Below are 13,694 nucleotides of genomic sequence, written 5' to 3' on the forward strand. Positions count from 1 at the left end.
CGAACTTATTTCTGTTGCCTATGCGCTTACTGACGAGCCATACGGTGATTGTGAGCTGGCTTATCTTGTTCCGTTGAGCGGTAAGGGTTGATATCCAAGCCTCCACGGCGCGTATAGCGGGCAAATACGGTCAGTTTGCTTGGTTGGCAATATTTCATTAGATCCGTAAAAATACGCTCTACACACTGTTCGTGGAACTCATTGTGCTCGCGGAAAGACACTAAGTAACGTAACAGCTTCTCACGATCTATTTTTGCGCCTTGGTAGCGAATTTCTACACTGCCCCAGTCGGGTTGGTTAGTGATCAAACAGTTTGATTTCAATAGGTGGCTATGTAGCACCTCTTCAACTTGTATTTCACCTGCCGCACCTTCAAGCAAATCGGCATCAAAATCGTAACTGGTGATGTCAATGTCTTGGTCATCTACACATTCACCGTCCATTGTCACGATAGGTTGATTGGTATAGTGGGTCACTGGATTCACCTCAACCAGCACCTTTTCACCTGCGCATTCAGAAAGGTCTTGTGTTAAACGCTCAGTCACTTCTTCCCAGCTTGCAAAGCGGGTTTGGTTATAGCTGTTTAAGTACAGTTTGAAAGACTTCGATTCAATCAAGTTTGCGCTGGTGGCTGGAATGTATACTTCGCCAACGGCCACTTGTGGTAAACCTTTACTATTTAACCAAGACAGTTCGTACAGCGTCCAAATGTCGTGCCCCATGAAAGGCAGAGTATCGCCTAACTGGAGGTCATCTCGGTTCAGGCTGCGAGGGACTGGTTGCAGCAAGCTTGGGTCATACTGGTTCGCATACTCGGTCGTTTTACCTAGTGTTAAGCCAGCAAGCTCTTTAGCGTCAGAATATTTGCTCATACTTTGTGGTCGTTTTCGATTAGAATGGCGAGAATTTTACTGAATCCGCTGGTCAATTGCCATCCGGCAAGTACGGCTATCTGATAAATAAGGAATGAGGAGACCTTCATGACCCAAAACGTTACTCAGGCGCTACAAGAGTTCAGCCTGCGCTACCAACAAGCTTGGCAAGCTAAGCACAATGAGTTGCCAAGCAGTGAAGAGCTTGCAGAGCTTGTTTCTCCTTGTGTCGAAGAGAAGCGTGATGGAAAGGTGCTTTGGAAAGCGGTCGCACGTGATGAAATGGCCGATTTCACCAATGTGGAAAATGCGATTGAGTTGTCACTGCAAGATGATGTTAAAGCCTTTTATGGTTCTCAATACTGCGCTGATATGGAGGCAACTTGGCAAGGTAATTCGTTGACGCTGCTGCAAGTGTGGAGCGATGACGATTTCGTGCGTCTACAAGAAAATATTCTTGGTCATTTGGTGACGCAGCGCCGCTTGAAACTTAAACCAACAGTATTTATCGCAGCGACAGATGAGGAAATGGATGTGATTTCTATTTGTAACCTCACTGGCAATGTGATTCTAGAGCGTTTGGGCACCTCTAAACGTGATGTATTGGCAGATTCATTGGTTGAGTTCTTGAATAAGTTAGAGGCTGCCGTCTAAGTATGTATGTTGTTGAGTTGCAGTTTGAGTGTTTTGATAACACCACCGTCAGCGCGGTAGACAAAGCCATTAATGGCTTGATGGATGCTCTGCGTTACAACGGCCAAGTATTAGGTCGTGAATTCCCGATAGTGATGGGAGAAGGTGAATTTTTCGTTCGTGTTGTTTGCCCAGAACAAGACAGCTTGCATCCACGTTATCACTCAGATTTCGTCAAAGTGTGCATGAACCGTTTGTCGGATGCGTCTTTGCTTGCACCGAAAATGCGTATGCTGGGGCGTGATTTGAATTCAGAACAAGCAGCCGAAGAAGAGACACCTAGCTGGCAAGTGTTGTACACGACTTATGTTCATACGTGTTCGCCTTTGCGAAGTGGTGAAACCCTGTTGCCAATTCCTTTGTATCGTAATGAGCCAACACTTAATGGAGACCATAAAGCCGTCATTAAGTGGCAGACTGAGTGGCAAGCGTGTGATGAAATCCAAATGGCAGGGGGTTGCCGAGCGGAACATGCGACGCTGCACGAAATTTGCGATGTGGATAGTGTGCTGTTTCGCCGAGGTTGGGACTTACGTGGCCGTATCGAATACATCACGAAGATCCCTACGTACTATTACCAGTATCGTGTCGGTGGTCAGTCGCTGGAGAGCGAGAAAGCGCGCAAGTGTCCAAAATGCGATGGCGAGTGGCTACTCGATGAGCCACTACATGACATATTTCATTTTAAGTGTGATGACTGCCGAATCGTGTCGAATATCTCTTGGGACCATCTTAAGTAGCGAATTGAAGCTACTTAAATGGGTAGATAGACAAATAGAAAGGGCTGATGTTTTCACATCAGCCCTTTTGTGTTTAGAACGTTTATGTTTAGAACGTTGTTTTCAGTCATGTTTTGAAAAGTGGGATTACCAACCTTTCACAACACCGCCTTTGAACAGCTCTTTTGCCGCTTCGTAAACTTCTTCCGTTTGGTAAGCTTTTACGAAGTTTTGTACGTTTTGCGCATTAACATTTTCTTCGCGAGCGACAATTAGGTTTACGTATGGTGAGTCTTTATCTTCAACGAACACGCCGTCACGCTCTGGCGATAGGTCGATAGAGCTTGCGTAAGTGGTGTTGATGATAGATAGCGTTACGTCATCCAGTGAACGTGGAAGCTGTGGGGCTTCTAGTTCAATGATTTCGATATTTTTAGGGTTGCCTACGATGTCACGTACTGTAGCGAGTAGACCAACGCCATCACGTAGCGTAATTAAACCTTGCTGCTCAAGAAGCAGTAGTGAGCGACCTAGGTTAGTTGGGTCGTTTGGTACTGCGATGCGTGCGCCATCTTGAATTTCATTAATTGATTTTACTTGCTTTGAGTAACCAGCAATAGGATAAACGAATGAGTTACCCGCGATAGCCAGTTTGTAGCCGCGGTCTTTCACTTGTTGGTCTAGGTATGGTTTGTGCTGGAACGCATTCGCGTCTACTGAACCATCATCCAGAGCGGCGTTTGGTGTTACGTAATCGGTAAATGTTACTAGCTCAACATCTAGGTTGTATTTCTCTTTTGCTACTTTAGCGGCAACTTCGGCTACTTGTGCTTCAGCACCAGCAATAACGCCAACTTTTACTTTGTTTACGTCTACTTCTTTGTCGCCGCAACCCGCTAGAGCAAGAGCAGAGGCGGCCGTTGCTACAGTCAAAAGACCTTTAAGGCTAAATTTCATCTTTATCTCCTTATAATTTGTATTTTTGATGCTTATCTGTGGTCTACACGGCGCACCACTGCGTCACCGATAGACTGAATAATCTGTACTAGAACAATCAACATCACGACAGTCACGGCCATGATAGTTACATCGTAGCGGTGGAAACCGTAACGGATGGCTACGTCGCCTAGGCCGCCGCCGCCTACCGTACCCGCCATAGCTGAGTAGCTAACGAGAGTGACCAAGGTAATCGTTACTGAGTTAACAATAGTCGGCATTGCTTCAGGTAGTAGAACTTTTGTGATGATCTGTGTTGGTGTCGCCCCCATTGACTGCGCTGCTTCCACCAAGCCTGTCGGTACTTCTAATAAAGCACCTTCAATAAGACGAGCGACAAAAGGAATGGCGCCAATAGTCAGTGGGACGATTGCTGCGGTTGTACCGATAAAGGTTCCAACCAGCATTTTTGTCACTGGAATAATCGCAACCATCAGTACGAGGAATGGCACTGAGCGACCAATGTTAACGATAGCGCCTAAGCCGCTATTTAGTTTGGTGTTTTCAAGTAGGCCGCCTTTCTTAGTAATATGGAGGATTACGCCTAATGGAATACCCACAGCAAAGCCGACTAATCCGGCAACCGCAACCATGTAAAGCGTTTCCCACGTTGCACCTAAAAGTAGTTTGCTGTTTAAACTCAGCCATTCAGAAATCGTATTAAAGGACATAACCAAGTACCTCTACTTTTACGTTGTGCTTACGCAGGTATTCAAGAGCTGCGTTGTCATCTTCTTCGTTACCAAATAGCTCTGCGACCATCATGCCGAATTTCACGCCACCAGCGTAATCAAGGTCGGAACTCAAAATACTCACATCAATATTGTATTTACGAGAAATTTGCGACATTAACGGTGCATCGACGGTTGCGCCAGTAAACTCTAAGCGAACCAACGGGTAGCTGCCATCAACACGCTCTGCTTGCAGACGTGCTTGGTAATCTTCAGGAATGGAAAGATCCAGTGTTGAGCGAATGAATTGGTGCGCCAGCTCCGTTTTAGGGTGCGCAAAAATATCGCCAACGGTGCCTTTTTCCACCAGCTCACCACCACCGATGATTGCTACTTCGTGACAGATACTTTTTACGACTTCCATTTCGTGAGTGATAAGTAAAATCGTGATGTTGAGTTTGCGGTTGATCTCTTTCAATAACTCAAGGATAGATTGAGTTGTTGCCGGATCTAGTGCGCTAGTGGCCTCATCACAAAGCAGCACGCTAGGATCGGATGCCAATGCACGAGCAATTGCCACACGCTGTTTTTGGCCGCCACTTAAGTTAGATGGGTAGCTCTCGTGTTTGTCGGCTAAGCCTACAAGCTTTAGCAACTCAGTTACTTTTGTTGTGATTTGCGATTTGTCTTTACCTGCCAGTTCTAGGGGTAATGCCACATTATCAAACACAGTACGAGACGAAAGCAGGTTAAAGTGCTGGAAGATCATGCCAATGTTACGGCGTGTTTCGACTAGTTGTTTTTTACTGAGTTTGGTTAGATCCACACCATCAACGATGATGGAACCAGAGGTCGGTGCTTCTAGCATGTTGACACAGCGGATCAGCGTACTTTTACCAGCACCTGATGAACCGATAACACCAAAGATGGTGCCTTTGTCGATGTGTAGGTTAATGTCTTTCAGGGCAAGGATTTCCTTACTGCCTTGGTAGAACACTTTATTGACGTTTTTTATTTCTATCATGTTTCAACCTGCCCAAAGATACGGGGAACTTCGCTGTCAAAAACGGCCTTTGACAGAACTTAATGTTGAGCTTTATCTCAATTTTCAGTTGATGCTATGGGTTAAGCAGAATGAAGTCAATAGATATTTTTACGTCTAGACGTCTAAATGTATGGATGTTCTGTTTCGAAACGGAGATGTATAGATAGCAAGCAGGAGGTAGACGGCAGGGCACTCTCAGATTTACCGATTCTTGCCCAACAAATCAACCGTTTTGTCGAGGCCTAGAATGAATTAGATAGTGTTGAAGTTTATAAGGTATGTAATAATCTGATTAAACCGAGTTAATAGAGAAATACGTTTTGGCAAAACCTGCTGTTTTTATCGATCGTGATGGCGTAATAAACGTTGACCACGGCTACGTTCATGACGAACATGATTTTGAGTACATTGATGGTGTATTTGAAGCGACGAAAGCGCTAAAAGATAAAGGCTACCTTCTAGTGTTAGTGACGAATCAATCGGGCATCGCACGCGGTAAATTCAGTGAAGACCGTTTCTTGTCTCTGACTCAATGGATGGATTGGAACTTTGCTGATAATGGTGTTGAGTTCGATGGTATCTATTACTGTCCACATCATCCAGAACATGGCATTGGCGAGTACAAGCAAGATTGTGAGTGCCGTAAGCCAAAACCAGGCATGTTCATTTCTGCGCGTGACTTCTTGAAGATCGACATGGAGAAATCTGTGATGATCGGCGATAAAGCTGAAGACATGATGGCAGCAGAAGCGGCAGGCGTTGGCACTAAGATTTTGGTTCGCACTGGTAAGCCAGTAACAGAACAGGGCGAAGCCATTGCAACGGTAGTATTAGATAGCATTGCAGATGTGCCTGCGTACTTAAACAAGTAATCTTCATTACTGACTGAGTTAAGGGAAGCCACTGCTTCCCTTTTGTTTGATTCCTTCTTTTAGTCTGAACACTTATGAGCAAAAAACTCACCATTCTTGATATCGCAAAATTGGCAGGCGTGGGCAAATCGACAGTAAGCCGTGTGCTTACTAACGATCCAAAAGTGAAACCGCAAACGCGTGAGAAGGTAGAGCAAATCATTCGTGAATCAGGCTACGTCCCATCAAAGTCGGCGCAGTCGATGCGTGGTGGCAGTCAAAAGGTTATTGGGGTTATCATCTCCCGTTTAGATTCACCATCAGAAAATCGCGCCGTTGGTACCATGCTCAATGCTTTGTATTCCGCTGGTTATGATGCGGTGATCATGGAGAGCCAATTCGATCGCGATAAAACCAATGAGCATTTGGATGTGCTTAGACGTCGCAACGTCGATGGGGTGATCGTGTTTGGTTTTACTGGATGTGATGAGCGAGCATTGGCGGAGTGGGGGAATCGTATCGTCGTGATCGCGATGGACACGCAAATGGTTTCCTCGATCAACTACGATAACCAAGGTGTGATAGACATGGCTTTGTCTCACCTTGAGCAGCAATCTTTATCTCGCATTGCTTATATTGGTGTTGATCCTGAAGACAAAACCACTGGCTTAGCTCGTCTAAATGCTTATAAAGCTTGGTGTCAACGCAAGCAAATTGCACCTTGTTTCCAAACGGGTAAGTTGAGCCATGAAAGTGCTTATCAGTTGGTAGACAAAGTCCTTCAATCTGATACTCAGGCCATCGTGTGCGCCAGTGACACTATCGCGTTGGGCGTGATTAAGCGTCTTCAAGAGTTAGGCCGTGAAGACGTGGTTGTGACAGGTGTTGGTGGTAATGAATTGCTCTCTTTCCTTTTCCCTAAAGTATTTAGTGTCGATCCAGGTTATACCCTTGCAGGTGAGAAGTCCGCTAACATGCTGATCAATCAATTAAATGGTGATGAGGAAGTGGTTCACTTTACTCAACAGCCTATCGTTTGTTAATCCACACTAAAACGATCTGCTCTAAAATTATACTGTGATCATTCTCAATTAATGGGACTGTTCCCATTTTGTTTTTTGTCTTCGAATGGCAATATTAAAATTAAGAAATGGGAATGTTCCCATTTATAAAAACAAAATGATGAATCGAATGTATCCAATACAGGGTGGACAAAGTTATGAGTAAGATTGCGCGTAAAGACGTGGAGCGTCTTATTGAGCTGGTCGGGGGGCCGGACAATATTGCCAGTGTAAGTCACTGTTTAACTCGCTTGCGTTTTGTTCTAAATGATACGGACAAAGCAGATACGAAACAGTTAGAAGCATTACCGATGGTGAAGGGCTGTTTTACCAACGCAGGCCAGTTCCAAGTGGTTATCGGTACTGAAGTGGATGAAGTTTACAAGGTACTGATCGGACTGACGGGTAAAAGTGAAGCCAGCAAAGACGAAGCGAAGAACGCTGCTCGTCAAAACATGAATATCGTTGAGCGTGGTATTTCCCACCTTGCAGAAATCTTTGTACCACTGCTACCTGCGATCATTACCGGTGGTCTGATTCTTGGCTTCCGTAACGTGATTGGCGACATCAAGATGTTTGATGGTCAAACGCTAACGGAAATCAGCCAGTTTTGGGCAACGGTACACTCTTTCCTATGGCTAATTGGTGAAGCAATCTTCTTCTTCCTACCAGTTGGCGTGTGTTGGTCGACAGTGAAAAAACTCGGCGGTACTCCGATTTTGGGTATCACATTGGGTGTCACGCTGGTTTCGCCGCAGTTAATGAACGCTTACCTAATTGGTAAGCAAGTACCTGAAGTGTGGGACTTTGGCTTATTCGCCATCGAGAAAGTGGGCTATCAGGCGCAAGTGATTCCAGCAATGCTTGCTGGTATGGCTCTGGCGTTTATTGAAACCAACTTAAAACGCATCATTCCGTCTTACCTTTACCTAGTGGTCGTGCCGTTTGTCTCAATCATTGTGTCTGTGATTCTTGCGCACTCTATCATTGGTCCATTCGGTCGTATGTTGGGTGACGGCGTTGCTTTCGCAGCAAAAGCAGCCATGACGGGTGACTTCGCAATGATTGGCTCAACCATCTTCGGCTTCCTATACGCGCCATTGGTCATTACTGGTATTCACCACACAACCAACGCGGTAGACCTTCAACTGATGCAAGAGCTAGGCGGCACGCCAATTTGGCCTCTGATTGCGCTTTCAAATATTGCTCAAGCGTCTGCGGTCGTCGGCATCATTATCATCAGTAAAAAACACGGCGAGCGTGATATCTCAGTGCCTGCAGCTATCTCTGCTTACCTTGGTGTGACTGAGCCGGCGATGTACGGCATCAACTTGAAATACAAGTTCCCAATGCTGAGCGCAATGATCGGTAGTGCGTGTGCTGCTGCTATTTGTGGTAGTGCGGGCGTAATGGCGAACGGTATCGGAGTGGGCGGTTTGCCTGGCATCTTATCTATCCAACCGCAGTTCTGGGGCATTTTTGCTTTGGCTATGTTAGTCGCAATGCTGGTACCTGCCGCATTAACGTTAATTCTTTATAAGCGTGCACAAGCCAAAGGTGAGCTTGAGCCTGCAAACGCGTAATTCTATTTGAGGCAGTGACTTGGCTGCCTCCGCCTATTTTTCTTTTCAAATTTTAAGTTTCCGATTACTGGTAAGTGAGTGTTAGAAATGGCTATGACCAAGCATGATGAGAGCTGGTGGAAAACCGCAACCATCTATCAAATTTACCCAAAAAGCTTTTGTGACAGTGGCAGTAAAGGCACGGGCGACATCAAAGGGATCATTTCTAAGCTGGATTATCTTAAGCATCTTGGTGTGGATGCGATTTGGCTGACGCCGGTTTACCAATCACCAATGATCGACAACGGTTATGACATATCCGATTACTACTCGATCAACCCTGAGTTCGGCACTATGGAAGATTTCGATACTTTGCTAGCAGAAGCGCATCAGTTGGGCATTCGTATTATCATGGACATTGTAGTGAACCACACGTCGACAGAACACAAGTGGTTCCAATCCGCACTGGGTGATAAAAACAGCCCATACCGTGATTACTACATTTGGAAAGATCCGGTAGATGGTGTAGAACCAAACAACTGGCAATCTAAGTTTGGTGGTAACGCTTGGGCGCTGGATGAAAAAACAGGCCAGTACTATTTGCACCTTTTTGCTAAAGAGCAAGCGGACTTAAACTGGGAAAACCCAGTAGTGCGTGAAGAAGTGAAAGAAGTCATCAACTTCTGGGCAGACAAAGGTGTCGATGGTTTCCGTCTCGACGTTATCAACCTGATTTCCAAGCAGCAAGATTTTCCAAGTGATGATATTGGTGATGGTCGCCGCTTCTACACCGACGGTCCACGTGTGCACGAATACCTTCAAGAGATCAGCGAATCTGTGTTTCAAAAATACGGCAGCGTGACGGTGGGTGAAATGTCTTCCACCACACTAGAGCATTGTCAGCAATATTCTTCGCTAGACGGCAAAGAGCTATCCATGGTGTTCAACTTCCATCATCTGAAAGTCGATTATCCAAATGGTGAAAAATGGACCAAAGCGCCGTTTGATTTCATTCAGTTAAAACAGATCTTCAATCATTGGCAAACGGGCTTAAATGGCAAAGGGTGGGGGGCGCTGTTCTGGTGTAACCACGACCAACCACGCGTTGTGAGCCGATTAGGTAACGACGAGCAATACCGTGTTGAATCTGCCAAGATGCTTGCTGCATCGGTACACATGATGCAAGGTACGCCTTATGTCTACCAGGGGGAAGAGATCGGCATGACCAACCCGGGTTATACCGAAATCAGCCAATATCGTGATGTTGAAAGTACTAACATGTACGACATTATGGTCAACCGTGATGGTGTATCTCATGACGATATGATGGCGATCTTGGCACAGAAGTCGCGTGATAATTCACGTACACCAATGCAATGGAACAGTGCAAAACACGCGGGCTTTACTGAGGGAACGCCGTGGCTTGAAGTGGCGCAGAATTACTCTGAAATCAATGCTGAAGCTGCGGTTGCCGATTTGAACTCGGTGTTCTACTTTTACAAGCGTCTGATTGAACTGCGTAAACAGGTTCCAGTCATCACCGATGGCCGTTATGAAGATTTACTGCCAGAGCACAAACGTATTTTCGCTTACGCTCGTCAGAACGATAAGCAAACGCTGCTGTGTATCAATAACTACTACGCTGAAGAGGTGGAATGCGTTCTGCCAGAACGTTTTGATATGAGTAAGGCGAAAAACTTGCTATCTAACTATCAAAACTCAGCGAGCGCAGTCGCGTCAAACCATCAAGTGTTACGACCTTACGAAACTCGTATTTTATTGATAGAAGAATAAACTCGGGTGTCATCACCCCTAAGATTGATGTTCGAGATGAAGGCTTTGGTGTGCTCCCCAAAGCCTTCTTTTATTGAGATATCTATAAAAAATGCGAGCTTATTTTGTTTCAATCGCTGTTAGCTGCACTTTCTCTTCGTTGATTTGTACTTGTTGTACTTTCAGCAGTTCAATTTGTTCTATCAGACCTAAGCTCGGATTAAACCAACGTTCTGCCGAAGTGGCGAACTCCATTGAGTCCATATCATCACAGTTTAGGTTGTAGATGTTCTCTTCCATCAGGTATGCCGCTTCAATTTTCTTGCCTGAGATCGAGAACGCTTTACGCATACCAGTCTCTCGGATTTGCTGTTGCCAAACCACTTGGCAAGATGCTGTCATAGGAAGGTTTTGTACCCACTCATGATCTTCAAAACGGTCTAGAAGGTTGTGAACTGCGTAGCCTGTAAGAGTGGTTTGCAGAGACATAGTTTCTTCACCGATGTCAATATTCGGGCTTTTCTCTTTTACGTCGTCACCGTTTAGGCGGAAAATCGGACCGCTGTGCATAAGCATGGCAATAAACTGATGACCAATGAAATAAGCGTCAGTGATTTCATGGAGTGCACCATCTGATCCTGCAAAGTAAAGCGTATTGCTCTCTTGGTCGTCGTTGTACTGCTCGTCTGAATAGTAGAACTGTTCGGCGCCGTAGTTCACCAAGTCATTAACCAACTGGACCATTGCCTCGCTGTTTGGGATTTGTGCCAATGCTGCCAATATTTGCTCGCTATCCATCGCTTGGAAGCTCAGTTTCATGTCGCCCTCTGGTTGGCCATCCAAGCTAAACGAATAGCTCAATTGTGTGTTTGGTACAGGAGCGAAGATTGAGTTGTGAATCGAGACGTCGAAACTTTCTTGAGGCATTTTGTTTGGATTCGCACTGCCAGAAGACGAACCTCCGCCACAGCCGTAAAGAGCCAGAGTTGCTGCTGCGATAAGCGTCATTTTGTTTAGCATGGTTTACATTCCTGATTGATAAGGCCGTTTCATGTTGGGCCGTTGCTTGAATGCGAGCATGCTAAGTTCAGTGAGAGAAAAAGGGCAAAAAACAAAAGCTAACAGGGGTTAATGAAAGCTTAATTTTATATTTAGGTCTTTGTTTTGTTTGGGGTTATTTCGTTGGCTACGTTAGTGCAATACTCGTTAATGAGCGCTTTCCATCGGCTTATGATTTCTTGATCGGTCACACTAACATGCAACGTTTTCCACGGTTGGAGGCAAGTCTCTTTTGATTCAGATTGAGAAAGACGCTCAAACAAGGTTTCGGAAGGTAAAACGCGCAGCAGCGCCACCAGTGATTCCATGTAGTTGAGACGGAACTGTTCAAGTTTGTTCTGCTTATAAGCAATGTGAGACACAAAGGTATAAATCAGTGCGTTTTGGATACGTGAGTCGCCATCTGGTGTCGTTAACAGAGCTTTTGCCCTGTCTAAGTTACCTAATTTGAAATGCAATAGACCTAACCAGAGGCTCAGCTCATCTGGCAAAACATCAAACGACGATTGTACTTGAGTTAAATACGCTTCCAGCTTTTGATGTTCGTGCTCGTATAAGGCGAGATGTCTTGCCGTTGTTATAGCCGCAAATTCATCAGATTGTCGGAGAGGTTGGCTAGAAAAGGCATTCTCGAATAACATTTTTTTGTGAATATCCGAAAGCTGCCACGAACTTGCCGAAGGTGCAGGCAGATTGAAGTATTGCGCGACATCCGAGTGCATTTGGAAAATATCCGATTGTAAGGCAGATAAACGCAGTGTGTACTCATTGCGAAACGCCAGCTTGCCCGTCGCAGGATAAATAAGGTTCATCTGCGCTTTCAAGATGCCCTGTTTTGTGCCGTCTTTTAACTCGATATTGAGCTCGTAGTCGCTGGTCTGCATGTTTCGTGCGCCAGGGAAATATGGCGTATGACCGATAGGATCAAGAAAGTAACTAGGAGCATCTTGGTTGGCGATGTCGGTGTATGGATATTCGACCTGTTGTTGCAGCAAGATGGCTTTGACCAGTATGCGGTATTTTCGCGCCTGAGAGCCGATTGAATCGACACGGTTGAGTAGTAGCTCGACTTTGGGAATCAGTAGTTGATGACGTGTTTGTTGTGTTGAGATTTCTTGGCGTTGCCATAACAAGCTTGCGAGCGTCACTCTACAAACTACAAGTACGGCACATAAGCTGTAAGCAAAAATCAGCTTGAAGTTCTTATTACTCGCCACCTGGGTTGAGATAACGCGCCGATGGCTTTTCGCTGGTGGCACTAAACGAATATTGGCAGGGTTAAGAAAGTAGCCTTTGCGGGGGTAAGTGACTAAAAGCTTAGCGGCATCGTATCCGGGTAAGTACTGCTGTAGCAGTGCACGTAAGGTGCTAATGCGGTTCGTGAGCACATTCTTAGAGATGAATTTGCTCTGCCAAATGGTTTCGATAATGGTATCGGCAGAGAGCGGATGTCCCACGCTTGTTAGCAGCAGTTCTAATAATTCAATGGTGCGAGGTTCAAGATCAATCGCGATAGCATCTTGATGAAGGGTCTGTGTCTTCGGGTTATAGATCAGCTCTCCAATCGCAATACAACTGTGAGTCTGTTTAGCTTGTTGCAGAAAGTCGCGCATACCGTACCGATCTATTTGGAAATCGCGAAGTATTATATAGCGATTGGAGCGCGAAATCTTATAAATCGCGCTTCAATCACTATCAAAAATTTATGAACCGTAGGTCACGGAATAGCGGTGCGGTTTGTGGTTCATCGCTAACACGACATTGAGTGCAAACGCCCCCAAAATTGAAAGGCCAATCACTTCTGGTGTAACAAAGAAGAATGAAGAAAACAGGATACATGCATCGATTGCCATTTGGCTTTTGCCAACTGAAATGCCAAATTTGTCTTGGATAAACAAACACAGCACGTTAAAGCCACCTAAGCTGGAGCGATGTCGGAATAGGATCAGCATACCGAGCCCCATTAAAAGCCCGCCTGCGACGGCGCAATAAACTTCATTTACCGATTCGAGCGAGATTAGCAAATAAAGATGATCGGCAAAGATAGAAACCAACGCGCCAGAAATGGCACTATTAATGGCGAAATGACGGCCGAAGCGTTTCCATGCTAGTAAGTAAAAAGGACTGTTTGCTAAAAAGTACAGCACACCAAAGGTAAAAGGTGTAAATTGGCTAATAAGCAGAGCCAATCCAGTCGTGCCTCCTGTTAGAAGGTTCGCGGATTGGAGAAAGAAAACGCCTTGAGCTACTAAAAAGGTACCCGTGAGAATCGCTATCCAGTCTTCTTTTAATGAGTGTTTTTCCATCAATGTTGCAGTCATTAGTGATAAATAAGGCGTGCATAGTAGTAAAAAGATGATCTTTTCGGTAGCTAGAGGGTAAAATTTACGGT

The 13,694-nt window shown here is 45.3% G+C and carries 13 protein-coding genes; 6 read left to right on the plus strand and 7 right to left on the minus strand.

The window, feature by feature from the left end:
- Positions 1-26 precede the first annotated feature (26 nt).
- Entirely contained in the window at positions 27-872 is an 846-nt protein-coding gene (gene queF, locus R7E38_RS12030) for an NADPH-dependent 7-cyano-7-deazaguanine reductase QueF (RefSeq protein WP_149192382.1), read from the minus strand.
- 108 nt (positions 873-980) lie between these two features.
- Here queF and syd point away from each other — a divergent pair, with 108 nt between their 5' ends.
- Together syd and R7E38_RS12040 are read left to right on the plus strand one after the other, a co-directional pair.
- The gene (gene syd / locus R7E38_RS12035) at positions 981-1,526 is read left to right on the plus strand and encodes a SecY-interacting protein (RefSeq protein WP_005381970.1); all 546 of its coding nucleotides are present in this window, start codon (positions 981-983) and stop codon (positions 1,524-1,526) included.
- A 2-nt stretch (positions 1,527-1,528) separates the two neighbouring features.
- The gene (locus R7E38_RS12040; protein ID WP_226083960.1) at positions 1,529-2,305 is read left to right on the plus strand and encodes a Zn-ribbon-containing protein; all 777 of its coding nucleotides are present in this window, start codon (positions 1,529-1,531) and stop codon (positions 2,303-2,305) included.
- Positions 2,306-2,431: 126 nt separating this feature from the next.
- Here the strand turns inward: R7E38_RS12040 and R7E38_RS12045 are convergent, their stop codons facing one another.
- From R7E38_RS12045 to metN, 3 genes are read right to left on the minus strand one after another with little or no spacing between them, the layout of a single operon-like run.
- Positions 2,432-3,241 (minus strand): MetQ/NlpA family lipoprotein, encoded by an 810-nt coding sequence (locus R7E38_RS12045; RefSeq protein ID WP_318081799.1) that lies wholly within the window; start codon positions 3,239-3,241, stop codon positions 2,432-2,434.
- 32 nt (positions 3,242-3,273) lie between these two features.
- Positions 3,274-3,951: a methionine ABC transporter permease gene (locus R7E38_RS12050; protein WP_005383604.1), complete on the minus strand. Its 678-nt coding sequence runs from the start codon at positions 3,949-3,951 to the stop codon at positions 3,274-3,276.
- Entirely contained in the window at positions 3,941-4,975 is a 1,035-nt protein-coding gene (metN, locus tag R7E38_RS12055) for a methionine ABC transporter ATP-binding protein MetN (RefSeq protein ID WP_005381962.1), read from the minus strand. The genes R7E38_RS12050 and metN overlap by 11 nt, the downstream gene beginning before the upstream one ends.
- Positions 4,976-5,316: 341 nt before the next feature.
- Between metN and gmhB the strand changes: the two genes are divergently transcribed.
- From gmhB to treC, 4 genes are all read left to right on the plus strand, one after another.
- Positions 5,317-5,868 (plus strand): D-glycero-beta-D-manno-heptose 1,7-bisphosphate 7-phosphatase, encoded by a 552-nt coding sequence (gmhB, locus tag R7E38_RS12060; RefSeq protein WP_005381961.1) that lies wholly within the window; start codon positions 5,317-5,319, stop codon positions 5,866-5,868.
- Positions 5,869-5,942: 74 nt separating this feature from the next.
- A complete protein-coding gene (treR, locus tag R7E38_RS12065) occupies positions 5,943-6,890 on the plus strand; it encodes a trehalose operon repressor TreR (RefSeq protein ID WP_226083962.1) in 948 nt (315 codons plus the stop codon).
- 176 nt (positions 6,891-7,066) lie between these two features.
- Complete coding sequence (gene treB, locus R7E38_RS12070; protein WP_005381959.1) at positions 7,067-8,491, plus strand: PTS trehalose transporter subunit IIBC; 1,425 nt, start codon at positions 7,067-7,069, stop codon at positions 8,489-8,491.
- Between the two features lie 87 nt (positions 8,492-8,578).
- The gene (gene treC / locus R7E38_RS12075; RefSeq protein ID WP_065274236.1) at positions 8,579-10,264 is read left to right on the plus strand and encodes an alpha,alpha-phosphotrehalase; all 1,686 of its coding nucleotides are present in this window, start codon (positions 8,579-8,581) and stop codon (positions 10,262-10,264) included.
- A 99-nt stretch (positions 10,265-10,363) separates the two neighbouring features.
- On the opposite strand, the gene R7E38_RS12080 is transcribed toward treC, so the two are convergent.
- The 3 genes from R7E38_RS12080 to R7E38_RS12090 form a co-directional block, all read right to left on the minus strand.
- Entirely contained in the window at positions 10,364-11,263 is a 900-nt protein-coding gene (locus R7E38_RS12080) for a hypothetical protein (protein WP_226083964.1), read from the minus strand.
- A gap of 131 nt (positions 11,264-11,394) precedes the next feature.
- A complete protein-coding gene (locus R7E38_RS12085) occupies positions 11,395-12,915 on the minus strand; it encodes a transcriptional regulator (protein WP_226083967.1) in 1,521 nt (506 codons plus the stop codon).
- A gap of 90 nt (positions 12,916-13,005) precedes the next feature.
- Positions 13,006-13,608 carry a YitT family protein gene (locus R7E38_RS12090; protein ID WP_213964612.1) on the minus strand — a complete coding sequence of 201 codons (603 nt, stop codon included), beginning with the start codon at positions 13,606-13,608 and terminating at the stop codon, positions 13,006-13,008.
- Between the last annotated feature and the right edge of the window lie 86 nt (positions 13,609-13,694).

Origin of the sequence: Vibrio sp. Vb2131 (assembly GCF_033338535.1) — a bacterium.
Taxonomy (GTDB): domain Bacteria; phylum Pseudomonadota; class Gammaproteobacteria; order Enterobacterales; family Vibrionaceae; genus Vibrio; species Vibrio alginolyticus.